The sequence below is a fragment of the Pseudoalteromonas sp. GB43 genome (assembly GCF_054923805.1).
Window position 1 is genome coordinate 3,056,178 of sequence record NZ_JBPCHJ010000001.1, and the last position, 26,478, is coordinate 3,082,655.

At 42.4% G+C, this 26,478-nt stretch carries 18 protein-coding genes, 1 other RNA gene and 4 pseudogenes; 14 read left to right on the forward strand and 9 right to left on the reverse strand.

Annotated elements, in window-relative coordinates:
• Positions 1–6 precede the first annotated feature (6 nt).
• The 4 genes from lpxD to ACRWSG_RS14565 all read left to right on the forward strand — a co-directional run bounded on the left by lpxD (position 7) and on the right by ACRWSG_RS14565 (position 2,761).
• The gene (gene lpxD, locus ACRWSG_RS14550) at positions 7–1,047 is read left to right on the forward strand and encodes a UDP-3-O-(3-hydroxymyristoyl)glucosamine N-acyltransferase (protein ID WP_054553114.1); all 1,041 of its coding nucleotides are present in this window, start codon (positions 7–9) and stop codon (positions 1,045–1,047) included.
• Positions 1,048–1,057: 10 nt separating this feature from the next.
• Positions 1,058–1,510: a 3-hydroxyacyl-ACP dehydratase FabZ gene (gene fabZ, locus ACRWSG_RS14555; protein ID WP_054553113.1), complete on the forward strand. Its 453-nt coding sequence runs from the start codon at positions 1,058–1,060 to the stop codon at positions 1,508–1,510.
• 2 nt (positions 1,511–1,512) lie between these two features.
• Positions 1,513–2,283: an acyl-ACP--UDP-N-acetylglucosamine O-acyltransferase gene (lpxA, locus tag ACRWSG_RS14560; RefSeq protein WP_054553112.1), complete on the forward strand. Its 771-nt coding sequence runs from the start codon at positions 1,513–1,515 to the stop codon at positions 2,281–2,283.
• A gap of 109 nt (positions 2,284–2,392) precedes the next feature.
• Positions 2,393–2,761, forward strand: coding sequence for a septal ring lytic transglycosylase RlpA family protein (locus ACRWSG_RS14565; protein ID WP_054553111.1), 369 nt, complete (start codon positions 2,393–2,395; stop codon positions 2,759–2,761).
• On the opposite strand, the gene cydC is transcribed toward ACRWSG_RS14565, so the two are convergent.
• The 5 genes and pseudogenes from cydC to ACRWSG_RS14590 all read right to left on the reverse strand — a co-directional run bounded on the left by cydC (position 2,758) and on the right by ACRWSG_RS14590 (position 9,151).
• Entirely contained in the window at positions 2,758–4,518 is a 1,761-nt protein-coding gene (cydC, locus tag ACRWSG_RS14570; protein ID WP_462166588.1) for a thiol reductant ABC exporter subunit CydC, read from the reverse strand. The two genes, ACRWSG_RS14565 and cydC, sit on opposite strands and share 4 nt — an antisense overlap.
• Before the next feature lie 116 nt (positions 4,519–4,634).
• Positions 4,635–6,272 carry a thiol reductant ABC exporter subunit CydD gene (gene cydD / locus ACRWSG_RS14575; protein ID WP_462166589.1) on the reverse strand — a complete coding sequence of 546 codons (1,638 nt, stop codon included), beginning with the start codon at positions 6,270–6,272 and terminating at the stop codon, positions 4,635–4,637.
• Positions 6,262–6,414 carry a cytochrome bd-I oxidase subunit CydX gene (gene cydX / locus ACRWSG_RS14580; protein WP_054553108.1) on the reverse strand — a complete coding sequence of 51 codons (153 nt, stop codon included), beginning with the start codon at positions 6,412–6,414 and terminating at the stop codon, positions 6,262–6,264. Before cydX ends, cydD begins: the two co-directional genes overlap by 11 nt.
• A gap of 12 nt (positions 6,415–6,426) precedes the next feature.
• Positions 6,427–7,568, reverse strand: a pseudogene (gene cydB, locus ACRWSG_RS14585) (cytochrome d ubiquinol oxidase subunit II).
• A complete protein-coding gene (locus ACRWSG_RS14590; protein ID WP_194442693.1) occupies positions 7,565–9,151 on the reverse strand; it encodes a cytochrome ubiquinol oxidase subunit I in 1,587 nt (528 codons plus the stop codon). The pseudogene cydB and the gene ACRWSG_RS14590 overlap by 4 nt, the downstream one beginning before the upstream one ends.
• A gap of 421 nt (positions 9,152–9,572) precedes the next feature.
• Between ACRWSG_RS14590 and lpxB the strand changes: the two genes are divergently transcribed.
• From lpxB to ACRWSG_RS14620, 6 genes and pseudogenes are all read left to right on the forward strand, one after another.
• Positions 9,573–10,730, forward strand: a complete 1,158-nt coding sequence (gene lpxB / locus ACRWSG_RS14595; protein ID WP_054553105.1) for a lipid-A-disaccharide synthase — start codon at positions 9,573–9,575, stop codon at positions 10,728–10,730.
• A complete protein-coding gene (gene rnhB, locus ACRWSG_RS14600) occupies positions 10,720–11,325 on the forward strand; it encodes a ribonuclease HII (RefSeq protein ID WP_462166590.1) in 606 nt (201 codons plus the stop codon). The genes lpxB and rnhB overlap by 11 nt, the downstream gene beginning before the upstream one ends.
• Positions 11,325–14,814: pseudogene (gene dnaE / locus ACRWSG_RS14605) on the forward strand (DNA polymerase III subunit alpha). Before rnhB ends, dnaE begins: the two are co-directional and overlap by 1 nt.
• A gap of 16 nt (positions 14,815–14,830) precedes the next feature.
• A complete protein-coding gene (gene accA, locus ACRWSG_RS14610) occupies positions 14,831–15,787 on the forward strand; it encodes an acetyl-CoA carboxylase carboxyl transferase subunit alpha (RefSeq protein WP_054553102.1) in 957 nt (318 codons plus the stop codon).
• 91 nt (positions 15,788–15,878) lie between these two features.
• Complete coding sequence (gene tilS / locus ACRWSG_RS14615) at positions 15,879–17,189, forward strand: tRNA lysidine(34) synthetase TilS (RefSeq protein ID WP_462166591.1); 1,311 nt, start codon at positions 15,879–15,881, stop codon at positions 17,187–17,189.
• Complete coding sequence (locus ACRWSG_RS14620; RefSeq protein WP_054553100.1) at positions 17,182–17,526, forward strand: hypothetical protein; 345 nt, start codon at positions 17,182–17,184, stop codon at positions 17,524–17,526. Before tilS ends, ACRWSG_RS14620 begins: the two co-directional genes overlap by 8 nt.
• Before the next feature lie 25 nt (positions 17,527–17,551).
• Here ACRWSG_RS14620 and ACRWSG_RS14625 read toward each other — a convergent pair whose 3' ends face one another.
• The gene (locus ACRWSG_RS14625; RefSeq protein WP_054553099.1) at positions 17,552–18,448 is read right to left on the reverse strand and encodes a GGDEF domain-containing protein; all 897 of its coding nucleotides are present in this window, start codon (positions 18,446–18,448) and stop codon (positions 17,552–17,554) included.
• A 138-nt stretch (positions 18,449–18,586) separates the two neighbouring features.
• On the opposite strand from ACRWSG_RS14625, the gene ACRWSG_RS14630 reads away from it, so the two are divergent.
• Positions 18,587–20,560, forward strand: a complete 1,974-nt coding sequence (locus ACRWSG_RS14630) for a cation:proton antiporter domain-containing protein (RefSeq protein ID WP_462166592.1) — start codon at positions 18,587–18,589, stop codon at positions 20,558–20,560.
• Positions 20,561–20,567: 7 nt separating this feature from the next.
• Here ACRWSG_RS14630 and ACRWSG_RS14635 read toward each other — a convergent pair.
• Positions 20,568–21,712 (reverse strand): annotated as a pseudogene (locus ACRWSG_RS14635) (patatin-like phospholipase family protein).
• 134 nt (positions 21,713–21,846) lie between these two features.
• On the opposite strand from ACRWSG_RS14635, the gene ACRWSG_RS14640 reads away from it, so the two are divergent.
• Both ACRWSG_RS14640 and ffs read left to right on the forward strand, forming a co-directional pair.
• Complete coding sequence (locus ACRWSG_RS14640) at positions 21,847–22,716, forward strand: DUF3014 domain-containing protein (RefSeq protein WP_138599330.1); 870 nt, start codon at positions 21,847–21,849, stop codon at positions 22,714–22,716.
• A gap of 136 nt (positions 22,717–22,852) precedes the next feature.
• Positions 22,853–22,949: signal recognition particle sRNA small type (ffs, locus tag ACRWSG_RS14645), an RNA gene on the forward strand.
• 423 nt (positions 22,950–23,372) lie between these two features.
• Here the strand turns inward: ffs and ACRWSG_RS14650 are convergent.
• Positions 23,373–24,346, reverse strand: a pseudogene (locus tag ACRWSG_RS14650) (transposase).
• 697 nt (positions 24,347–25,043) lie between these two features.
• Positions 25,044–26,159: an IS630 family transposase gene (locus ACRWSG_RS14655; protein WP_462165727.1), complete on the reverse strand. Its 1,116-nt coding sequence runs from the start codon at positions 26,157–26,159 to the stop codon at positions 25,044–25,046.
• 59 nt (positions 26,160–26,218) lie between these two features.
• On the opposite strand from ACRWSG_RS14655, the gene ACRWSG_RS14660 reads away from it, so the two are divergent.
• A complete protein-coding gene (locus tag ACRWSG_RS14660) occupies positions 26,219–26,461 on the forward strand; it encodes a LexA family protein (protein WP_462166593.1) in 243 nt (80 codons plus the stop codon).
• Positions 26,462–26,478 lie beyond the last annotated feature (17 nt).

The following is a 26,478-nucleotide window of genomic DNA, read 5'->3' on the forward strand; positions in this document are numbered from 1 at the left end:
TCATATATGCAAAACTACACGCTTTCGCAGATAGCGGATCTTCTGGGCGCTGACCTTCAAGGTGACGGCGCTACAGAGATTAAAAAAATATCTACACTTGCAAATGCCCAACATGGGCATATTGCATTTTTAGCGAACAAGAAATATCGCTCGCAATTAGATGATACTCAAGCAAGTGCGGTGATTTTATCATCAGCAGACGCTGAGTACTTTTCGGGTAATAAGCTCATTGTTGCTAACCCTTATGTTTGTTACGCCAAGCTTGCTCAGCTAATGGACACCACACCGCGCTCAGCAGTGACGGGTATTCACCCTAGTGCAGTCATTCATGATTCAGCTTCGATTGGTAATAATGTCGCGATCGCCGCCAATGTGGTGATTGAAGCTGGTGCTGTTATTGCTGACAATGTGCAGATTGGTCCAAACTGTTTCATTGGTGAGCATGCAAAAATTGGTCAAAGCACTAAGCTTTGGGCAAATGTAAGCATTTACCATGAAGTTGAGATTGGCAGCGACTGTTTATTCCAAGCGAATACAGTCGTGGGCAGCGATGGTTTTGGTTACGCTAATGAGCGTGGGGAATGGGTGAAAATACCGCAACTTGGCCGAGTAATCATCGGTGATAAGGTTGAGGTAGGCGCGTCTACTACGATTGACCGTGGTGCATTAGACGATACGATCATCCATAGTAATGTAATTATCGATAATCAATGTCAAATAGCGCATAATGTCGAGATCGGCTCAGGCACAGCGGTTGCCGGTTGCACGGTTTTTGCCGGAAGCGTCGAGATCGGTAGGAATTGTCAGATTGGTGGTATGGTTGCAATTAATGGTCACCTTAGCGTATGCGATGGTGCTATAATCACCGGCATGAGTATGGTGACGAAAGCAATCACAGAGCCTGGAATCTATTCATCAGGATTACCTCATCAAACTAACAAAGAATGGCGCCGAAGTATTGCCCACATCCGCAATCTTGGCGATATGAAAGACCGCATTAAAGCTCTTGAGTCACTGACTAAGTCACTCAATATTGAAGACAAATAAGGATGCTATTTTGGCAAATGAATTAAATAGTCTTGATATCCAAGATATTTTAAGTTTACTTCCGCATCGTTACCCGATGCTACTTGTTGACCGTGTTCTAGATTACACGCCAGGCGAGTCGTTACATGCGATTAAAAATGTAACAGTGAACGAACCTATTTTTACGGGTCATTTTCCTAATCAACCTATCTTTCCAGGTGTGTTGATTTTAGAAGCAATGGCCCAAGCAACTGGCTTACTTGGCTTTAAGACAGTTGAAAATCGTAGCGATAACGAACTATATTTATTCGCTGCGATTGATAATGCGCGATTTAAACAGCCAGTATTACCTGGCGATACTATGCATTTACATGTAGAGTTTTTAAAAGAGCGCCGCAATATATGGAAGTTTGCAGCAGAAGCAAAAGTTGACGGCAAAGTAGTGTGTACTGCCGAAATCATGTGTGCGAGAAGAGAGTTTTAATAGTGATCCATCCTACGGCGATAATCGAACCAGGTGCAAAACTTGGAAATAACGTATCAGTTGGCCCTTATAGCTACATCGGTAACGATGTTACTATTGGTGATAACTGTATCATCGAATCTCATGTGGTTGTAAAAGGCCCATCGACGATTGGTTCTGGTAACCATATTTTCCAATTTGCTTCGGTCGGTGAAGCGTGCCAAGACAAAAAGTACGCGAATGAGCCTACAACCTTGATCATTGGTGACAACAATGTGATCCGTGAGTGTGCGACCATTCACCGTGGTACGATTCAAGACCAAGGTGTAACAAAAATTGGTAGCAACAACTTATTTATGGCTTACACACACGTTGCGCATGATGCAGTAGTGGGTGATAACGTTATTTTTGCTAATAATGCCTCTGTTGCTGGCCACGTACACGTAGGTGACTGGGTGATCCTTGCTGGTAATTCAGGTGTTCACCAGTTCTGTAAAATTGGTTCACATGCCTTTGTTGGTATGTACTCAGGTGTTAATAAAGATGTGCCACCATTTGTAACGACCATTGGCACGCCGGCAGGCCCTGTAGCAATCAATACTGAAGGCATGAAACGCCGTGGTTTTGAAAGCGATGAAATCATGGCAACACGCCGTGCATATAAAACGCTTTACCGTAAGAGTTTAGGTGTTGAAGAAGCAATCGCTGAGCTAAGTGAAGATGCTGCGAAGTATCCAGCTGTTCAGTTGATGATAGACTTCGTGAAAAGCTCTGAGCGCGGAATTATTCGCTAATCAAAAGCTAATTACTAAAAGCCACCGTAAGGTGGCTTTTTTGTTTTTATAGTTCAGGTTTTGCTAAGTCAGTGCTTGTTATCTTCACGACAAAAAAGGATCTAGTAATATGAATAAACTCATCATCTTTGCATTGTTAAGCTTAATAATAAGTGGTTGTAGTAGTGCGCCTTCAGTATCAAAAGGAGCAATAGAAAAAGGCAAAGCCAGTTATTACGCTGATAAATATCATGGCCGAATGACAGCAAGTGGTGAGGTGTTTAATCAACAGGCATGGAGCGCGGCTCATCAAACGCTTGGCTTTGGCAGCAGAGTGAGGGTCACCAATATTAGTAACAATAAAAGTGTGATTGTTACCATTAATGACCGCGGCCCATTTATCCGCGGTCGTATTATCGATTTATCAAAAAAGGCGTTTTCACAAATTGCCTCAGTCAAGCAAGGTGTGATTGACGTTACTGTTGAGCAGCTCGATTAAAAACGGGTAATAAGCTCTACGTAGTCGGCTTCATTAGCCATCAATTCAGCATGACTTGCAAAGGCTCTTACTTGTCCTTGTTCTAACCAAATAACCTTATCAACACGACTTAGCATTGCTGGGTCGTGAGTAATGGTCAGCATGGTTTTATCTGCCCATATTTTCTCAAGCGTAGTCAGCAAGTTTTGCTTAGTGTGGTTATCTAGACTCTCTGTTGGCTCATCAAGAATGATTAAATTACCTTGCCTTAATAGGGCTTGAGCAATGGCAATACGACGTGACTGACCATGAGAAAGCTTTCTGCCAGCGGTTCCTAAGCGGGTATTAAGGCCGGCTTTTAAGTTCTTAAGCCAAGAGCCAAGTTCAGCGTTTTCACAGGCTTCAATAAGCATCTCATCTGTCGCATCAAAAGCTGCATAACGAAGATTTTCACGTAGCGTGCCATCAAAAATATGATGCTGCTGGGCAACTATCGTTAGCTGCTTAAAGCGTGTTGCAGTGCTCAAGCTTTCAAGTTCAAAGTTACCTTGCTTGGTGGTGAGCTTTAATGAGCCTGATTGCAGCGGCCAAAGGTCCGTGAGTAAGTTAACTAGAGTGGTTTTGCCACTGCCACTGGCACCGACTAGGGCAACTTTACTGCCGGGTGTAATCGCAAAATTGATATTGCTAAGGGCTTTACTTTTTGCCCCCAAGTATTGGTAATTGACCTCGCTTAGCTCAAGACCAAGCCCTGATTTGTCAGCTAATTGGTTTGCTAGCTGATCATCTAAGTTGTTTGGCTTTTCGGCTAAGCTGTTGTGTTTATCTTCAAGATCAAACAGTCGCTTTGCGGCACTTAAAGTAAGCGGCAATTCAATAAATGCCGTAGGCAGAGTGAGCACGGTTTCAAAGCTTGCTAATACAAATAACGCGAGCATCGCCAGTTCAACGTTTTTCATACTCCCTATTGCAACCAGTGGAATTATCATAAATACACTGGCTAGCATGGTGACTTGTATCACCAAAGTGTTTAAGCCATTACTATTTGCTATGGCCTTGTGACGATTGTAGAGCTGGTTGTTGTATTGTTTACTGAGTGAATCACAATGCGCTAATTGCGCCGCATGTGCTTGATAGACAGCAAGCTCTCTAGCACCTGATAACGTATCGGCAAGTTCAGATCTTAACTCGGCTGAGAGCTGGGTTTCGTTATCCGCTTGTTGGTGAAGCTTATGGCTTAACAATGTGGGAAGCAGTACGCCAATAATCATCAGTGAAGTAAAGCACACTAATGCAACGTCAGCGTTATACATGGCCATGAAGGCCATTACTATAGGAATGCTGAAAAGGGCGACAATAATAGGCAGCAGTACATTTAGGTAAAACTTATCCAGCGCATCGACATCATTCTGTAGCCGGTTAAATAAATCGCTACTACGACTCATTGCTAAGTCAACGTTGTTCAGTTGGCTCAAAGTCTTGAACATGTTTACGCGAATTTCGCTCAGTAATAAAAAGGTAGCATTATGAGTTATCATCCGCTCACCGTAACGAGACGCTGTGCGCACGATAGCTAAAAAGCGGATCACTCCAGCTGGGGTAAAGTAATTCATCTGCACACCAGCAATGCCCGCCGCTGCCATGGCTGCTAAAAACCACCCCGATATAGCGAGCAAGCCTACATTAGCAAGTACCGTTAAGCTTGCTAAAAAAGCTCCTAAAAGCAGCATGCCAGTATGAGGTTTGCACAGTTTTAATAGACGTATAAAGTTATGCATGGGCGTCACCTTGGCTTACCAGTTTAGCAAATAGGCCAGCTTGCTCAGTCAGTTGCTGGTACTGACCAGATTCAACAATGTGACCTTGTTGCATAACGTAAATCTTATCGGCGTGTTTAACCGTATTCAGTCGGTGAGCAATAACTAGCACTAAGTGATTCTTTTGCATACTCACGGATCGCTTGATTGATTAAATGCTCGGTTTGGCTGTCTAAGTGAGCGGTAGGTTCATCTAGCATTAGCACAGGGGCATTCTTCAAAAATGCACGAGCAAGGGCTATGCGCTGTTTTTGCCCACCAGAGAGGCCTTCTCCTTGTTCACCGAGCAAGGTATCAAAGCCATCAGGTAGTGCAGTAATAAACTCAAGTGCGCCAGCTTTATTTGCTGCTTCATCGAGCTCTGCTTGGCTTGCATCGGGTTTAGCTAAGCGCAGGTTCTCTGCAACGCTCCGATAAAATAACGTGGCGTGTTGTGGGATCCACGCCAGCTGTGCTTGCCAATCAGCTAATGCAGTATCACTTAGAGGTTGTCCATTAATGCTAATGGCATTGTTGGCTTGATGATGAAAACCCAATAGGCAATCAAACAAGGTACTTTTACCCGAGCCACTTTCACCCACAAAGGCAATTAAGCCTGTGCTTGGCAGGGTTAAGTTGATATCAGTCACCCCTTCGTTTGTTTCTGGGTAGTGAAAGGTAAGCGCATTCAGCTGTATATCTTTTAGCGGTAACTCAAGTTTAGATGTACCCAAATGTTCATCGGCGTCGCTTTGATTGATTATGTCGACCATATCAGCAGCGGCACTGATCCCTTCAAGTTTTGCGTGATAATGAGTGCCCATTTGTCGAAGTGGTAAGTAAAACTCAGGGTCCAGTAGTAACACCACAAATCCAGTGGCAAAATCGAGGGTACCAAAAAATAATCTAAAGCCAATGATCACGGCAACAAGTGCCACACTAATGGTGGCTAAAAACTCAAGGGCGAAAGACGATAAAAAGGCGACTTTCAATACACCCATGGTTGCTCCACGGTAATCATCAGAAATCTGACTGATGCTATTTAGCTCACGTTTGGTTGCATTAAAGAGCTTGAGTTGAGTCAGGCCTTGTAATCGGTCAAAAAAGTAATTACCAAGTACCGCAAGTTGTTGCCAGCGATCTTGATTTAACTGCTCCGCTTTATGGCCCACTAAAATCATAAAAAAGGGGATAAGCGGGGCTGTTAAAAGGAATATGAGGCCTGCTTTGTAATCGGTTGGAAAAATCACCACTAATATCGCTAGTGGAATAAGCGCACTGTAAGCCACACTTGGAATGTAATTAGCGTAATATTGATGCAGTGCTTCAACCCCATTATGTAAGGTGTTAAGTGTTGCGCCATGACCTTTTTGTTCACTGTAGGCTGGCCCAAGTTTGCTGAGCTTTTCTAGCAATGTATTTCGCATCACGTTTTTTATTTTTAACGCGGCGCGGTTACTTACGCGTTCACTTAGGGCAACCAACAAAGCACGAACTAAAATTAGCCCAGCCAGCGGCCATAATAATGGGCTTACGGCTTGCAAGTTTGCTTGTTCAAACATGACTTGATGAGCCGCGTTTGCAAGAAGATAACAAGAGGCAATCATTAATAGGGCGTTGAGTGTGCCCAAACTAATGCTTAATTTAAGAAGCCCTGAAGCGGACTGACTATATTGCTTTAAAAAAGCGCGCAGCGTTTGTTGCTGCGCGCGATTTGGTCGGGGTTTAGTTGTCATCGGTGTTTTTGAGTCTCGCGTAAAGCTCTAGCTCATCATCAGCAATCGAATCTTTATGTTGGTGAAATTCGTACCACATTACGTTGATCACCCCAAGGGTACAGGCTAATAGAACACCTAAAATCCAGGCAAAATACCACATAATTAAATCTCCTTAGTAGCTACCGTGCGTGTTGTTTTCGATTTCACTGATGGTTACTTTGCGCCACATTTTCACATAGCACCACGTTGTGTAAATAAGAATAAGTGGTACAAAAATAACCGCTGCAATAAACATCACGTTGAGAGTCATATGGCTCGAAACCGCATCCCACATAGTTAAACTAATATTTGGGTTGTTACTCGAAGGCATGACGAACGGGAACATTGACATACCCGCAGTTAAAATTACGCCTGCAAGCATTAAGCTTGATGCAATCAGGGCCATTGCAGGTTTTTGTAATTTAGATAACACAATCGCCAGTGCCGCCATCACGAATGCAAGGGCAGGGAACAGCATTGTTAATGGCATTTTTGTATAGTTATCAAGCCATGCACCCGGTGCCTGCGTGACTGTTTTACCAAGCGGGTTTGCAAAACCTTGAGTATCACCCATGCTAACGATTTTATAACCGTCAATTTGCGATACCCACACACCGGCCAAGGCAAACAACACAATAAACGCCATCAGCGCATATTGACCGTATTGTGCTGAGCGTTTTGCAACCTCTGCATCCGTACGAAGTTGTAGCCACATGCCTGCATGACCAACCAACATCAGTACGCTTACTAAGCCAACAACAATGGCAAATGGGTTTAATAACGCAAAGAATGAACCTTGATAACTGACACGCAGTAGGTCGTCGATATGATAAGGCACGCCCAGTAATAAGTTACCAAATGCCACACCAAATACTAAAGCAGGAATAAAACTGCCTGCAAATAAGCCCCAATCCCAGTTGTTTCGCCAACGTGGTGAGTCTATTTTTGAGCGGTAATCAAAACCAAGCGGTCTGAAAAATAACGCAAATAACACCAGCATCATAGCAAAGTAAAAGCCAGAGAACGCGGCCGCGTATACCATAAACGCCAAGCAGCAAATAGTGCACCCCCAGCGGTGATGAACCAAACTTGGTTACCATCCCAGTGAGCACCTATGGTGTTAATTACAGTACGGCGCTCCACATCGGTTTTACCAACTAGGCGAAGCAAAATTGCCACACCCATGTCCATGCCATCGGTCACTGCAAAGCCAATCAGTAATACACCAATTAACAGCCACCAGATTAGTTTTAATGTTTCGTAATCAAAAATCATGACTGAGCTCCTTGGCTTGCAAGTGAATCTGCTTTAGCAAGTTCATGGTGATATTTACCAGTATGAAGCGAGCTTGGACCTTGTTTAATAAAGCGCAGCATTAACCAGCCTTCGACAGCAGCAAGTCCTGTGTAAAAGATAATGAAGCCAGTAATGCTGATAAGTAAATCGTTTACCGTCAGAGATGAGGTTGCCAAGAAGGTTGGTAGAATCTCTGAAATAGCCCATGGTTGGCGGCCATATTCAGCAACAATCCAACCAAATTCAATGGCAATCCACGGCAGTGGAATACTCCATACCGCAGCCCATAATAACCAGCGTTTTTGCTCAATAATGCGGTGCGCGTTGTAATAAAATGCAAGCACGAATACGCCAAGCATGATCACACCGCAACCGACCATAATTCTGAAGGACCAAAACATAGGACCAACTTTAGGGAACGAATCTTTCACTGCTTTTTGAATGTGCTCTTCTGTGGCATCTACCACGTTAGGCGTATAGCGTTTTAGTAGTAAACCATAGCCAAGGTCGTCTTTTAAGCTATCGAATTTTGCAATGTTTTCTGGAGTGTCTTCACCACTTCGAAGCTTCTCTAAGTATTCGTATGCAACCATGCCATTACGAATTCGTACTTCGTGTTGCTTTTCTAGATCTTTAATACCCGTTACCTGTTCATCAATAGAGCGAGTAGCAATAATGCCCAGTGCATAAGGTATTTTAACAGCAGCGTGAGTGACTTGCTCTTCTGAATCAGGAATACCGACCAGAGTGAATGCAGCAGGGGCTTCTTCGGTGTGCCACTCAGCTTCAATGGTTGCGAGTTTAACTTTTTGTACCTCGCCAACTTCGTAGCCAGATTCATCACCAAGTAAAATAACACAAAGGATAGACGCTAAACCAAACCCAGAAGCAACCGAAAACGAGCGTTTAGCAAAAGCAAGATCGCGACCTTTTAGGATGTACCAGCTACTAATGCCCAGTACAAACATAGATGCTGCAACATACCCTGCCGAAACGGTATGAATAAACTTAACTTGTGCGACGGGGTTGAATACCAGTTCAGCAAAGCTGGTCATTTCCATTCGCATGGTTTGATAATTAAACTCAGCCCCTACAGGGTTTTGCATCCAACCATTGGCAATCAAAATCCATAAAGCTGATAGGTTAGTACCTAGAGCCATAAGGAAAGTTGCAGCTAAATGCTGACGTTTTGTTAGTCGCTCCCAACCTAAAAAGAACATACCGACAAAGGTTGACTCTAAAAAGAATGCCATTAAGCCTTCAATCGCCAGTGGAGCGCCAAAAATATCGCCCACGTAGTGAGAGTAGTAAGACCAGTTGGTACCAAACTCGAACTCCATGGTTAGACCTGTCGCCACACCAATCGCAAAGTTAATACCAAATAACTTACCCCAGAATTTAGTCATATCACGATAAATTTCGCGACCAGTCATCACGTAAACGGATTCCATGATCACCAAAATCCACGTCATACCTAAAGTAAGGGGAACAAATAGGAAGTGAAAGAGGGCAGTGATTGCAAACTGCAATCGCGATAGATCCACAAATGTTTCATCTATCATTGTTTAGCTCCTTGTTAGCGAGTGCGGTAGACACGACAAATTATTGGTTATGAAGTTTCAGTAATTATTGAAACTTTGTGAATATTAACCTTGTATCCATTTTAGTCAATAGAAAAATAAGAAAATAAGATTAAATAATTGTTCATCATTTCTACAGACTAGAGATTAAAGCTTAACTTTTCAATCGATTAATTACCTTATCAAAAACTTTTAGCCAGTTTTTATAGAACAAAAAGATTACTCACTTATAGGTATTCTCTCGGCTAAAAAATTAATTGTTTACTTTCTTAGCTGGTTACCTAGGTTAATGAATAAGCACTTATTTAAATTCTAGTATTAATTACTCGTGTGACATTTATCCGACTGCTAAAACACGGTAAACTCATTTTTATTAGTGCCAAAAGTTGCGAATTATCAACGAATGAAAGAACAAACAAAGCCGTTACGTATTGCCTTGGTGGCAGGTGAGTTATCAGGTGATATTTTAGGTGAAGGGCTAGTAAAAGCACTTAAACGCCGTTTTCCAGATGCCATATTTGAGGGGATTGCAGGCCCGCGTATGCAAGCGGCTGGCTGTAAAACATTATTCGATATGGACGAATTATCTGTAATGGGCTTAGTTGAAGTACTTGGCCGATTACCGCGCCTACTAAAAATACGCAAACAATTGGTGCAGCATTTTATCGATAACCCACCAGATGTATTTATTGGTATCGATGCCCCTGACTTTAACTTACGTGTTGAAAAGCCGCTAAAAGAGGCGGGTATTAAAACAGTACAATATGTTAGCCCGTCAGTGTGGGCGTGGCGCGAAAAACGCATTCATAAAATCAGTGCCGCCACTAACTTAGTGTTGGCATTATTGCCGTTCGAAAAAGCCTTTTATGATAAGCACGATGTACCTTGTACGTTTGTGGGTCATACTCTGGCTGATGATATTGCTCTTGAGCACGACCAAACCGAGGCTCGTAATCAACTTGGATTGGCACAAACTGATAAAGTGCTTGCATTACTACCTGGTAGTCGAGGTTCTGAAGTAGGGCTTTTAAGCGAAACTTACATTGAAACAGCGGCGAAATTACAAGCGCAAAATCCTGATCTTAAAATTGTGGTGCCGTTAGTCAATGAAAAACGAAAAGCACAGTTTTGTGAGATTTTAGAAAAAACAGCCCCTGATCTAAAACTGCAATTATTGGATGGTCAGTCAAATCTTGCAATGCAAGCCGCTGATGCCATTTTGCTTGCCTCAGGAACCGCAACACTTGAAGGTATGCTGTATAAAAAGCCGATGGTTGTGGGTTATAAAATTAAGCCATTGAGTTACTGGATTTTCAAAACCTTATTCACGTTTAACATTAAGTATTTCTCGTTGCCTAATTTATTAGCCGATGAAGAACTCGTCCCAGAGTACCTACAAACTGAGTGTAATGTTGAAAACCTATCGGCTGCGCTAACTCCTATGCTTAATACCGATAACAGCGAACTAAAGGCGCGCTTTTTAGCCATACATAAAAACATTAGATTAAATGCCAATGAACAAGCTGCAGCAGCAGTCGCGGAGTTACTAAATGCAAATTGAACGACCGAATGTTAATTATATTGCTGGTGTAGATGAAGTTGATCGTGGTCCATTGGTCGGTGATGTTGTTACTGCTGCGGTAATACTGGACCCAAATCAGCCAATTGCCGGGTTAGCCGATTCTAAAAAGTTATCAGACAAAAAACGTCAATTATTAGCGTCAGAAATAAAAGAAAAAGCCCTGTGCTATGCCATTGGGCGTTGTAGCCCAACTGAGATTGATGAGCTAAATATTTTACATGCCACCATGCTCGCGATGAGTCGCGCGGTTGAAGGCTTAAGTGTAAAGCCAGAGTTTGTTTTTATTGATGGTAACCGTGTGCCTAGTCAATTAACTGTGCCAGCACAGGCGGTAGTAAAAGGCGATAGCCTAGTCGAAGAGATTTCAGCGGCTTCTATTTTAGCGAAAGTTGCCCGTGACGAAGAAATGATTGAGCTTGATAAGCGTTATCCTGACTATGGCTTTGCAGGTCATAAGGGCTATCCAACTAAAGCGCACTTTGCGGCACTCGAACAATACGGGGCAATTGCAGAGCATCGTAAGAGCTTTAAACCGGTTCAGCGCATTTTGGCGTTAAAAGGAGAGCAACTGTAATGCCTGCGCCGCAATTTGTTCACTTACGTGTTCACTCAGATTTCTCAATGGTGGATGGCCTCGCTAAAACTAAGCCAATTGTCGCTAAAGCAGAAGAGCTGCAAATGCCTGCGTTGGCTATCACAGATCAGATGAACTTATGTGGTTTGGTGCGTTTTTATGGTGCTGCCCATGGCGCGGGGATTAAGCCTATTGTCGGCGCAGATTTTTGGCTCAGAAGCCCTGAATTTGAAGATGAACCTAGCCGAATTACCATCTTAGCGAAAGATAACGAAGGCTATAAAAACCTCACCTTGTTGATCTCTAAAGCGTATCAACGCGGACATTTATTTCATCGGCCTGTGGTTGACCGTGAATGGCTGGTGGAGCACAAAAGTGGCCTAATTTTATTATCTGGCGCTAAAGATGGCGACTTAGGTAAAGCCCTATTAAAAGGTAACCCTGGGCTTATAGAATCGGTCGTTAGCTTTTATAAGCAACATTTTAGCGATCATTATTACATTGAGCTTATTCGTACGGAACGTGCTTTAGAAGAAGACTATTTACACCTAGCTGTTGAGCTTGCTGCAAAAGAGCAGTTACCTGTAGTGGCAACTAACGAAGTAGTATTTTTAAAGCCAGAAAACTTTGAAGCCCATGAAATCCGCGTAGCAATCCATGACGGTTACACCTTAGAAGATAAACGTAGACCAAAACGTTTTTCTGAGCAGCAATACCTTAAAACGGCTGAGCAAATGGCTGAGCTATTTAGCGATATTCCTGAAGCGCTAGAAAACACTGTTGAAATTGCTAAGCGCTGTAATGTGACCGTGCAGCTCGGGACTTACTTCTTACCAGATTACCCAACCGGTTCGCTAAAAATTGAAGACTTCTTGGTTAAGGTCTCTGAAGATGGTCTTGAAGAGCGTTTACAGTTTTTATTCCCAGATGAGCAAGAACGAAAAGAAAAACGTGGCGAGTATGATGAGCGTCTGAAAATAGAGCTCGACGTAATCAACCAAATGGGTTTCCCAGGTTACTTCTTGATCGTAATGGAGTTCATTCAGTGGAGTAAAGATAACAATATTCCGGTAGGTCCAGGGCGTGGTTCTGGTGCGGGTTCATTGGTTGCTTATGCACTGAAGATCACCGACCTCGATCCACTCGAATTTGACTTACTATTCGAACGTTTCTTGAACCCAGAACGTATCTCAATGCCCGATTTCGACGTCGATTTCTGTATGGATAGGCGTGATGAGGTAATTGATCACGTAGCGGCGCTTTATGGCCGTGATGCGGTATCTCAGATCATTACCTTTGGTACCATGGCTGCAAAAGCGGTTATCCGTGACGTAATCGTGTACTTGGCCACCCTTACGGCTTTGTTGATCGTATTTCTAAACTAGTACCGGGCGATCCGGGCATGACCTTGGCTAAAGCGTTTGATGTTGAGCCTCGTTTACAAGAAGCCTACGACGGTGATGAAGAGGTCAAAGAGCTTATTGATATGTGTCGCATCCTTGAAGGCTGTACACGTAACGCGGGTAAGCACGCTGGTGGTGTTGTAATATCACCCACCACAATCACTGACTTTGCCGCTCTTTATTGTGATGATGAGGGTAAATTCCCGGTAACGCAATTTGATAAAAATGACGTTGAGACAGCAGGTTTAGTAAAGTTTGACTTCTTAGGTCTTAGAACACTTACCATCTTGCAGTGGGCACTTGATATGACTAACGAGCGCTTAGCTCGTGAGGGTAAAAAGCCCGTTGATATCAACGCTATTCCACTTGATGATAAGCCAAGTATTGAGTTACTGCTACGCGCCGAAACCACCGCGGTATTCCAGCTCGAATCTCGTGGTATGAAAGACCTTATTCGTCGTCTAAAGCCCGACTGCTTCGAGGATATGATCGCACTGGTAGCACTATTTCGCCCAGGTCCACTGCAATCAGGCATGGTAGATAACTTTATCGACCGTAAGCATGGCCGTGAAGAGTTATCTTACCCAGATGCGCAGTGGCAACACGATAGCTTGCAGCCAATCCTTGAGCCAACCTACGGTATCATTCTTTATCAAGAACAAGTAATGCAAATTGCCCAGGTACTGGCTGGTTATACGCTAGGTGGCGCTGATATGCTGCGTCGTGCGATGGGTAAGAAAAAGCCAGAGGAGATGGCAAAGCAACGTTCAACCTTCGAAGAAGGCGCTGTTAATAACGGAGTTGACGGCGAACTTGCAATGAAAATCTTCGACTTGGTAGAGAAGTTCGCAGGTTATGGTTTTAATAAATCTCACTCTGCTGCTTATGCCTTAGTATCGTACCAAACGCTATGGATGAAAACCCACTACCCAGCAGAGTTTATGGCTGCGGTAATGTCGGCAGATATGGATAACACCGATAAAATTGTTACCTTGGTAGATGAATGTGAAAACATGAAACTGACCTTGTTACCGCCGGATGTTAATGCCGGTGAGTACAAGTTTACGGTTAATCTACAAGGTGAAATTGTTTACGGTATTGGTGCCATTAAAGGGGTTGGTGAGGCGCCTGTTGAAGCTATTTTAGAAGCTCGTAGCGAAGGTGTCCGTTTAAGGACTTATTTGATTTTTGTGCCCGTGTTGACTTAAAGCGTTTAAACAAGCGTGTTGTTGAAAAGCTTATTTATGCCGGAGCGCTCGACCAACTTGGCCCAGATAAAACCCAGCCTGGCCGTGCAACCTTACTCGCAAGCTTAAAAGATGCCATGCGAGCGGCCGATCAGCATCATAAGGCTGAGTCACTTGGGCAGGCAGATTTATTTGGATTACTTGCTACAGAGCCAGATGAAGTTGAACAAGCATTTATTAAAGCCACAGATTTAACCGACAATGAGTGGCTAGACGGTGAGAAAGAAACTTTAGGTCTGTATTTAACTGGTCACCCAATTAATCAGTATCGTAAAGAGTTAAAGCATTATACATCAGGAAGGCTGGTCGATTTACAACCCACTAACCGCGATGTCCAGTCAACGGCTGCAGGCTTAGTGATCTCAGCTCGTACCTTGATAAACAAAAAGGGAAATCGATGGGGTCTTGTAACTTTAGATGACAAGAGTGCCCGTATTGATGTACGCTTATTCCCAGAACAGTTTGAAATGTACCAAGATTTGCTGCAAGTAAACAATATCTTGGTAATATCTGGACAGGTCAGCTTTGATAACTTCTCTGGTGGCATTACAATGACCGCTAGAGACATATGCACCATCGCACAGGCGCGAGAAAAACGTATAAAAGCGATTAAAATGACCTTGAATATGGTGCAGATCGAGGCGAACTTCTTCGATAATTTACAAAAAGTGCTGGAACCTTATAAGTTTGGTACTTGTCCTATTAAAGTATTCTATCAACGTCCGGATGCGTTGGCTGAGATTACTTTAGGAACCGAATGGTGTGTTACGCCGAGTGATGACTTAATTCACAAGTTATCGCTGATGGCGGCGCAAGATGTAGAACTAGAATTTAACTAATTAGGTAGTTTAGAGCATGAGCCTCAATTATCTTGATTTTGAGCTTCCAATCGCTGAATTAGAAGCAAAAATTGAAGAATTACAAAATGTAAGCCGCGCTGGCGAATTAGACCTTGGATTAGAAGAGGAAGTCAGTCGATTAAAAGAGAAAAGTGCTGAAATGAAAGAGAAAATTTTCTCTGAATTAGGTGCTTGGCAGGTTTCTCAGTTAGCCCGTCATCCGTTGCGTCCTTATACTCGTGATTACATCGAGCGCATTTTCACGGAATTTGACGAACTAGCAGGCGACCGTACTTTTGCTAACGACCCAGCTATTTTAGGTGGTGTTGCACGTTTTGAAGGTCAACCAGTGATGGTTATTGGCCAACAAAAAGGGCGTGACACGGCTGAAAAAATTAAACGCAACTTTGGTATGCCAAAGCCAGAAGGTTACCGTAAAGCATTACGCTTAATGGAAATGGCTGAGCGTTTCAAAATGCCAATCATGACTTTTATCGACACCCCTGGTGCATACCCAGGTGTTGGCGCTGAAGAGCGTGGTCAAAGTGAAGCAATTGCGCGTAATCTTAAAGTAATGGCTGCGTTAAAAGTACCCACTATTTGTACTGTTATCGGTGAAGGTGGTTCTGGTGGTGCATTAGCTATTGGTGTGGGCGACCGCGTTAACATGTTGCAATACAGCACTTACTCTGTAATTTCGCCAGAAGGTTGTGCATCAATCTTATGGAAAAGCGCAGACAAGGCACCATTAGCTGCAGAAGCCATGGGTGTAACAGCTGCACGTGTTAAAGAGCTTGATTTAATCAACAACGTAATTGATGAGCCACTTGGTGGCGCACATCGGAATTACGATGCGATGGCGCGTAACCTTAAAAACCAACTTAAACGTGACCTAGCTGATTTACAAGGCCTTTCACTAGATGAAATGCTTGATCAGCGTTACAAACGTTTAATGTCGTTTGGCTATTGCTAAACACAGCTTAAAATTGAAAAAAGCCGCTTTTGCGGCTTTTTTTGTTTTATAATGCCGATAACAAAGACGCTTGTATACTCATTGGTTTTTAATGCAAACATCAGATTTATACCACCATTTTTTAGCACAATTGCTGCCTTTGCTGAACGCTCAGCAAACTTGCTTTAGCGTTGCCTTATCTGGCGGTGTTGATTCGGTTGTATTGTTACATTTAATGAAGCAAGCTCAACAGCAGCACTCAGAACTTAAAATTGAAGCTGTGTATGTTAATCATGGTTTGAGCAAGTATGCTGAGGACTGGCAAGGGTTTTGTCAATCGCTATGTGAAGAGCTCGATGTCTCATTTAAAGCTGTGCAGGTTGAAATTCATCAGCGCTCGCGTACATCACTTGAGGCACAAGCAAGAGAGGCTCGGTACCAAGCACTCGACGAAAACTGTATGTTAGGTAGTGTAATACTGCTTGGTCAGCACTTAAATGATCAACTTGAGACCTTCTTACTTCGCCTAAAGCGTGGTTCTGGCTTACAGGGCTTAGCATCAATGCCACAAACACGATTATTAGCGTCTGGGCGTGTGTGTTTTAGACCCTTGATTAATATCTCGCGTGAGCAAATTGAACAATTTGCCGATGAATTTGCTATTACCCATATCACCGATGATTCAAATGTTGATGAGCGCTTTGACCGTAATTTTTTACGTCATCAGGTTCTGCCTATTTTAACGGAGCGTTTTCAAGGGTTTGAAAAAAGTGCAGCGCGCAGTATTCGGCTGTTACAAAAGCAGCAATCACTGCTCGATGAATATACGCAAAGCGACCTTACACACTGCCAAAATTCACAGGGTGGCTTAAGTTGTCAGGCAATTTCGCCCTTTAGCCAGCCCAGACAAGCAAACCTTGTCCGTGCGTGGCTGAATCAGTTTACCCATCAACTACCTTCTGAGAATCAGCTACAGCAAATTATTGAGCAAGGTTTAACGGCAAAAGCCGATGCCCAGCTAAAAATTTGTTTGCAAAGCGGTGATGTTCGTCGGCATCAGCAGCATTGGTACTTTGTGAAGGAGCAGGCAATACCTGAGGCGATGGATATAACTTTGCAGGGCATTGAACTGACAGATGGCCGAAAACTAATAGTGAAACTGGGCAAGGGCATTAGAAAACCAAAGCAGGATGAGCAAGTAAGGGTTGAGTTTAATAAGCCACAAGCACGTATCAAACCTTTACATAAACCCGGTTCAAACACTTTAAAACACTGGTTTAAAGATGCCAAAGTAGCTCCTTGGTTACGTGCGCAGACACCACTAATTTTTTATAACGATCAACTTGTGCAAGTTGTTGGCTACTTTGTTAGTGAACAGCACAGTGTTGAAGATGGAATTCTTTGGGAGACACTCTATGAGTGAACAACCTCATGTAGGTTTATCACTAGTTAATAAAGCACCACTTGGCTTTGCGTTGTCGGTGCTAGTGGCTGTAATTGCTGGTTTTGCTTATACAGAGCTGACAATAAATACACTTTTTTATGCACTAGCTGGCGGCCTAGTATGCTCATTATTGCTGCTAGGTTACTGGTCAGGCAAAGGCGGTATTTTCTTTATATTGGGCGTGCTTACGCCGCTGGCATTAGTGATGGTATCGCCCCTTACCACCATGGCTGCCTTGCTTTACTTATTAAGCGGCTTCTTCGCTGGTTTTTGGTTAGTATTACTTGGTTATAAATTTATAAGCAAAAAAGCCTAGCGGGGGATGCTAGGCTTTTACTCAATTAGTAAGCTCTTGCGCAGTTTCTTCCTGCTGCTTTTGCCTTATAGAGGCCCTTGTCAGCACGGGCAAACACTTCGTTTTCGCAGTCTTGGTTGTTGGCTAGCGTATAACCAATGCTTGATGTTACATCATATTGAGCCATCAACCCTGAGTTAGCAACTAAGCTCATAATGCGATCAGCTATCACCTTATTGGTGGTAAACTCAGGGTCATCGATTAATAATGCAAACTCATCTCCACCAAAGCGGAAAATCGAGTCAGTGCCGCGCACACTACTGCGCAGTACGTTAGCAAATTCTTGTAACACATCATCGCCAATTTTATGACCAAAGTTATCGTTTACTTGTTTAAAGTTATCTAAATCAAGCAACATTAAGCTAAATGGGCGATGTTGACGGCGGCAACGTTCTAGCTTTTGTGCCAAGCTGTCATTAAATTGACTACGGTTATTTAAGCCTGTTAGCGCATCTTTAGTCGCTAAACGTAATACGCGGGTGTACATAAGCGCATTACGTAATGGGTAAACGAGGGCTGTATGGAGCTGCTTTAATTTTGCTTCAATCGCTTTACCCATAGGGAACTGACTAAAGTAAATTAGCTGCCCTAAGCGTTCACTTTCGATATCTAAATCAAAAGAGTACGGTGTTTGGCTGGTATCGCTGCCTGCGCTTTGTGACACTCCGAGTGCAGATTGGAACTGTAAGCCAGATAAATTGATTAGTTGCTTTGCGTGCTCGGCAAAAATAGTCAAAATTTCTTCGATTGATAACGTGGTTTGTAACTTTGCGACCAAATCGTGTGGACTATTTGTTTCATTTATTCGGTAATGCTCTGCCGAAAACGGCAGAAACTCGCCTCGCGCAGACACCCGCTGCGTCAAAATATGGACATTTTCCATGATAATTCTCCCCCCGGAGTGTTTAGATACTCCCATGTAGCGAGATTTGTGCCATATTTTTAAACTGGCCGAAAAACAGAAGGTTGCTATATTTAAAAGAGAAACCAGTTTTGTCACTAAGTCTAGGGAGTTGATTGCTTGCAAAATGTGCTGATCCAAGTGTTTGGCTTGCTTGTCGCTGCCGTATTATTTGTTTGGTTTTTCAAGCGAATTGGTTTACCACCCATTCTTGCTTATCTTGCGACAGGCGTATTGGCAGGGAGTCATGGTATTGGCTGGATGGCGCAAAGCCATGAAATGCACTTTGTTGCTGAGCTCGGCATTGTGTTTTTACTGTTTAGCTTAGGGCTTGAGTTTTCATTGCCGCGTTTAATGGCAATGCGCAATATTGTATTTGGCCTTGGCTCCTTACAGGTCGTGGTGACCAGTATAGTGTTTATGCTAATTTTACTGCTGCTAGAGCACAGCCTTTTAAACAGTTTTACTATTGCTAGTTTAATGGCGCTGTCTTCAACGGCGGTGGTGGTGAAGCTACTTAAAGAATCTGGAGATTTAAACCAGCGCCGCGACCAGTTGGCAATAGGGGTGTTGCTGTTTCAAGATATTGCTGTTGTCCCTCTGCTCATTGTTTACCCCTTGCTAGCCCAAAGTGGCTCTGAAGAAATTGCCGGTGCATTGGCTTTTGCACTTACTAAAGGTGCTTTAGTGTGTATTTTATTGTTCGGCATAGGTAAATGGATTTTGCCTAAAGTGTTTAGCGAAATAGCGCTGGTAAGAACCGATGAGCTATTTATGCTAACGACTTTATTGGTTGCCTTGTTTGCCGCAGGCTTGACTTACCTATTTGGTTTATCGATGGCGTTAGGCGCCTTTTTAGCCGGCATGATGTTAGGAGAAAGCCATTATCGTCACCAACTAGAAGCCGATATTAGACCATTTCGCGATATATTAATGGGGCTATTCTTTGTGACTGTTGGTATGCAGTTAGATGTGCTTTATGTACTTAATAGTTGGTACTGGATCATCGCGGTATTAATTGGCTTATTGCTATTTAAAATTGCGGTGCTTGCTATTTCTGCGCAAGTGATGGGGGAGCGAAAGCAAGATGCGGTATCAGCGGGTATTATGCTTTGGCAAATGGGAGAATTTGGCTTTGTATTAATTGCACTTGCTTCGCAGCATTTGCTGATAAGCTCAGAGCAAGCTTCGTTTTTAATTGCAGTTGGCGTACTTTCGATGGCGCTAACGCCTTACTTAATTGAAAAAACACCGCTTATTCTCAAAAAACTTGGCCTTTTAAGCCATGCAGGACAGTACTGGCAACAGCCCGCGACAAGTAGCCCTTTGTATCAAAATCATGTCGTTATTTGTGGTTTCTCCCGTGTAGGGCAAACTGTTGCGCGCTTTTTAAAGCCAGAAGCAATTGAATACGTCGCGGTCGAAAGTAACCCTATCTTATTGCAAGAAGCGAAAGCGGCTGGTGAACCGGTTATATTTGGCCATGTGAATCAAAAAGATATTTTAAAATCAGCGGGTGTAGAGCGGGCAAGGCTAGTCATTATTACCTTTACCGATTTTGAGCAAACGCAAATAGTTGTTGATGCCATCAAACAAATAGCACCTGATGTAAAGATATTGGTAAGAATGCGCGATGATACCGAAATGGAAACGCTTAAAGAGCTTGGTGTTACTGAAGTGGTGCCAGAAACCCTTGAAGCAAGCCTTATGTTAGTTTCGCATGTACTTTATATGTCTGGTGTGCCGATGACACGGATCATACGCCGAGTCAGTAAAGAGCGGCGCAACCGTTATAAATTTTTAAATGGCTTTTTCACGGGTGATAAACTTGATGGCGAAGAGGCAAGTTCAGATAGGCTTGAGTATTTACATGTTATAGCTCTGCCAGAGCATGCTTATGCGGTTAATCAGAAAATTAGTGAGCTTAAGCTTGAGCAGCGCCGTGTGTCGGTTAGAGCGCTGCGCCGACAAGACCGTGAAATTGACGCGCCTTCATCACAAACAATTTTATTAGCAGGCGATATTTTAGTGCTGCAAGGCAAGCCACGCCGAGTAGAGCGGGTAGAGAGGTTTTTACTCGACGGTATGGAGTAGCGATTAGCTACTCCAACTCTAAAAATTTACGAATTTCAGGTAGCTTTTTAAGGCCATCTTGGTAGCCAATTTCTATGAGCTTTTGGGTATAACGTTTTTCAAACAGTAAGTAGCTCGTTAAACTCGATTGCGAACGTTTCTTAACACCAATCATACGTAGTAACACCTTAATTGCCATGGGCATGTCATCATAAAACTGAGCTGCGATTGCATTAAAGTTTTGCGATGGATTGATCACGCAAGTTTCAATTTGTTTAAGCTCTTGGTGTTTGTCACGGGCAGGTAATAAGCTCAGCGTGCGATTGATACGTTGTAAACGCTCTAAATCAGACTGTAGCGTGTCGGTAAAGACGCTATCGAGTAAGTGGCCTGCAATATTCGAAGGTCAGGGTAATGAGGCTGATAACCCGGCGGATGCAATTCTTTTGGTTCATCAACACCAATAATAAAGATTTTTTCAGCACCTAAATGAACCGACGGACTCAGTGGCGAAAGTTGGTGAATAGAGCCGTCGCCGAAATAGTGGTTATACACATTCACACTTGGGAACACCATAGGTATGGCACTCGACGCCATTAAGTGCTCAACATTTATGCGGGTTGCTTGCCCTTCACGCTTTGCTCTGCGCCACGGTTTTTGTGTAAGTGACTGAAAAAATGCCACAGAGTCACCTGTGGTATAGCTCGAAGCAGTAATCGACACTGCATCTAGGTAGTTTTTATGCAGGTTTCGTTCGATACGCGATAAATCGAGTATTTCGTGCAACAGTTTTCGCAGCGGCTTATTGTTCAGCAAACTCGCTGGTGGGTGATTTATATGTTCAGATTGAAAACTTGTAAGCATGTTGCGGGTAATATGCAAAAACACACTTAAAAAGTCGCTTTTATAAACCTGAGAGGTCGAAAAATTCTTCCAAACCCATTCAAGTTTTTTGCATGCTAAATGTGCACACGATGCATAACATGCTAATGCAGCGGAATTAATTGCCCCAGCTGATGTCCCATTAATAATAGTAAAGGGCAGCGGTGCTGTACGAGGCATGCTTTGCGTTATCGCTTTAAGCACACCAACTTGATAAGCCGCTCGCGCGCCACCACCTGTTAGTAATAAAGCGATTTTAGAGTGTTGTGTTTTTTTTAACTTACTGCTCATGGTTGCATTTAAATAGTTGTGCGTCTTTACTTTATTTATCAACTGTAAGTCTTTAAGCTAGAAGAAGCAAAGATTAGCTCAAGGCTAAATGGTTTTTTCGTATTTTTATCTGTTTTATTTTTAAGGGAGTGTCTATGTCAGAGCATTCGTCAGAGCCTGAAGTACAAAAGGGTTCATCAAATAACAACCTGATTTTTGCGGTGGTTGTGCTTATCCTTGTTGCTGGTGTGGCAGCGTTTATTTTATTGAAGCCTGAAGATAAACCAGTGCAAGTTGTTGAAGACATTGTTAGCGAACAAGCGCCAGTTGTTGAGTATCAAGAGCCAGAGCCTGACCCAGAACCTGAAGTGACAGAGCCTGAGCCAGAGCCCGTTGTTGTAGATACTGCACCAGAACGCACTCCAGAGCCAGTTCCAGAAGTTGAGCCACTACCAACGTTAAATGAAAGCGATGAAGTGGTTGTTGCTCGCATGGATGAGTTACTAAGCGACCAAGTGATGAGCTTAATGGTGACTGATGATCTTATTCGCCGTGGTGTTGTGTACGTTGATAACATCGCAAAAGGTAAAGTGGCAGTTAGCCATGCACCTGTAGAACGCCCTAAAGAGTCGTTTAAAGTTATTGAGGGCGATATTTTAACAATCGACCCAAATAGCTATGAGCGCTATACACCTTACGTAAAACTATTTACAAGCTTAAGCGCTGCTCAAGTTATTCGTATGTATGATGAATATAAACCCCTTATCAGTGAAGCTTATGCAGAAATTGGTTACGAAGGTGATGCATTCACAGGCACGTTAGAAGAGGCGATTGATGTACTGCTTGATACGCCAGAGCCAAAAGGTGATATGCCACTCGTTCGTAACTCAGTTACTTATCAATATGCTTACTCTGAGTGGGAAAACTTACCCGATGCGCAAAAACAATTGTTGCGTATGGGTCCAGAAAATATGAAAAAAGTGAAAGCTGCGCTGCGCAACATTAAAGCTGAACTTGAAAAGTAAGCGATAACCCCCTTAATGACAGTGCGATTGTATACCAAGTATGCAATCGCACTTTCTTTTTCGAATACCCCTTGAATAACTGGCTAAAAGTAGAGATAATCCCTCCCGCGCCAAACAAGGCCCGCAATGGTAGTCTTATTGGTCCTCTCGCAACACTAGCAGGTGAACCTGGTCAGGCCCGGAAGGGAGCAGCCACAGCGTGTGACGTGTGTGCCGAGATGCGGCTGGTAAGACTGCCACCCAAAATTCTATTTGGGTGACTTATTTCATTTAAATTCCTTTTAAATTTTTTTAGAACCAATCTTTTATTCTTGTATTAATCTAACTTTCTTTGAGATTTTTATTTCTTAAGTTATCAAGACATCCACTTTAAGGTTATCTAGACACCCAAGTTAAACAATATAAATTCCGGCTCAATGTTGATGATTTGATTGAAGATGACACAGCTGGTTAGGTACAGGTAATAAAGTTATTCGGACACCCACTTTTGTAGGTATTTTAATAACTAATTTTAAAGCCGGCTTGCTTAGTCGTTCTAAATTAATTTACAGATAAATGTAATGTTTAGGTGATTCTGTAGACATTGTCTGATTAGCGCCTGATTTGGGCAAGCTTAGCTCAAAGGCAGGCTACTTTAAACATTTTCGAGTTTCGGTTTAGGTAAATAGTGCACGACTAGTGCTAATAGAGCTTCTTCGTTTTCGTTTCATGTGATTTGTGTAAGCTGTGATTGCTTGCTCTTTACCAGCCGTATTTTTAAACGAGCGAGTAAAGGAAGTGGTGAGTGTAAGCCAGTTGTCAGTACAAATATCTAGTCTTTCAAGTATTGGTAACGCATTTTCTGGGATGTTCCCTGGCTTATCTTCTCGTATTGAACGTTTGTCCAATCTACAAGTTGCAGATATGTCTTGAGCTCAAATGGTAGTCCCTTAGGCATATGTTTACGTGGTTTACCTGCAAAGCGCATAAGTGATTTCGGTTGCTTATTATTTTGAGCTGCATTAATTCTAGATTTAATACTGGTGTAGTCAGATTGCTCAGGTAAATCAGCCGCTTTCGCTCTTACAGGGTTTAGGTCAACATACGCAAGACAAGCTGCAAGAGCTGCTTCATCAAGTAATGCTTGTGACTTAAAGCGACCTTCCCAAAAGCGTCCTTTGCACTCATCTTCTTGATTTGCTTGTCGTGCAATACTCTCATTAAGAACGCGCATAAACCAACTAATACTGCTGAGCCGTTCTCGATATAAATTTACTCTGGCATTAACCGCAGCGAGCTCGGTTTGTGTTAGCAATTCGCCATTTAAGAATCGTTGGCAAAGGAATGTACTTTTAAATAACTTGTGCCATCTAATCAGAATCGCTTTATTATTCAAACGCTTTGCTTTTGCTATATCAATATGAAGTACTAGATGAGTATGGTTACTCATAACCGCGTAGGCGCAAATATCAATACAAAATATACGACCAAGTTGAAGTAGTTTCTTTTCAACCCAATCGCGCCGGTGTTCATACGAACGACCTGTTAGTGGGTCTTGCCCGCACAAATAAGCGCGACGAACGCAGCGTGAAATACAGTGATAGTAAGGCGTGTTTGAAACGCTAATTAAGTTTCTACGATGGGTTGCCATGCTCTTCTCCTCCATGAGTTGAACACTATAAGCTTAGCTGTAATTCTAAAGAGTGAGAAACAGAAAGTAGTTTATTCACTTTTTCGTTAAACAATTGACAATTTGTTTCGCAAGTAATCTTAGGTTGATTATACTTTAAAAACTAGTAAGTTAACTCGAAATCATAAATGTTGACTTGCCAGAATCCCAACATATAAGTTTCTTTATTTCTAGCTCTTTTAGTATGTTGAGTAGTTCGGTTTCAGAAAGACAGCAGTTCTGTTTTAGGTTATCAATAGAAATTTCTTTATTAGAGTTGTTAACTTTTGAGGCTAACATAATACGATAAATTAATTTTAACTTGCGATTCATAATGCACTCCCCACATTTGCATAGCATTTTATAATAAATTGCTACTCTCTAATTTATTAAAGCTTGGTTTTGTTGAGGAAAGGCATTGCAAGCTTCCTCTATATAGTTTCATTACAAGCAAATTAGATGTGTTTATTATTAGATTTTATGTGTATTGATGATTTTTTCGACTATGAGCGATCTTTTTCGCTAAGTCAAATGCAATTGATATGCTAATTTTACCAAAAGTGGGTGTCTAATTACGTGATGTCTCTAGTCCTCTCTAAAGTAGGTGATTAATTATCTTTAAACATGGGTGTCTTTTTATCATTTCTCAGACACTAGTACTTCATCACACAAGTTCTGACTAGTTGAGGGCACCATAAGCCCTCTGAAGTTTTTCACGAGCTAATTCAACATTAAACATCCAGTTTATACTTGTTCTTTCTTTATTCCGGCTCCATTCCCATGTCGCGAGTTCTGTCTTTAGTTCTTCCATACTTGCTATACGTCTATCTAAACATTGCTTATTCATATTGCCAATCTCTATCTCGACCATATTCAACCAACTTGCGTGTTTTGGTGTGTAATGTAATTCTAGTTTATTTAAAATCCGCCGTGCTTCCTGTGGAGAAAATGCTTTATACAACGCTCCTTCTGTATGAGTTGATAAGTTATCTAACACAACTTTTATTTTGTTCGCATGTGGATAATGAAGATCAACTAAATCCCTCATACAATTAGCAAAGTCAATTTTCGTCTTTCTTTCTGTTGCTTTAACATGCCGCCACCCTCGATGGCGATCGAAGAATACAAATAAGTTGGCCACACCTACACGTTTATATTCATAATCTAACCGCTTAGTCTGCCCCGGCTTCATTGGTTGTGCCGGTCGAGTATCATCTACAAGTTGTTTCATCGCCTCATCAAAGTTAATTATAGGGTTTAACTCGTCTGCTGGCTCAGCATACAACTCGAGCACATGTTCCATCCGCGCTATATATTCAGCATCCATTGTCGCCACACACCACATCTTTTTTTGCCATGGTTTTAGTGCATTCTCTTTAAGGCGCCTCCGTATTGTTTCATACGAGATACTATCTAAATCGGTTAACGTAACTAATCGCTCTCCAAGTAAAGATAATGTCCATCTAGCGTGACCTGTTGGTGGCTTAGTGCAAGCTGTGGCGATTAACGTTGCTTCATCTTTCGCAGAGGTTTTTCTCATAGCACCACTTCGTGCACCTTCATTCATAGCTGCCGCTAGATTCTCTTCAACGAACTGGCGTTTGACTCGAAATACGGTTGAAGAACTCACTTGAACAGCTTCACATATTTGCTCTGTTGTATATCTACAACAGTCAGCTTTTAACAAAATAGCAGCCCGCTTGTACTTTCGAACATTGACCATGCCTTTTTTGCAATAGTCTACTAATTCTTGTTTTTCTTCTTCTGATAATTCAACAATATACTTTCGGTTCATAACAATATTAAGTAAGTTTATATGAGTTAAAGGATCGTTGATTAGGGTAAAAGTTCATTATGAATAAAGAAGAGTCGCCACGGTTTACAGCAAAGCAAGGTCAGTATTTAGCATTTATTTATTACTACACAAAAGTGAATGGGATTGCGCCTGCTGAAAGTGATTTTGAGCGCTACTTTGGAACCGCATCTTCAAGTGTTCATTCAATGATTTCAGTTCTTAAGAAGAAGAAATTTATAACATCAGTTACTGGAAAAAGCAGGAGTATTGAATTATTGATTGGAAAAGAATCAGTTACCTGAATTTAAGTAAGGGCAAC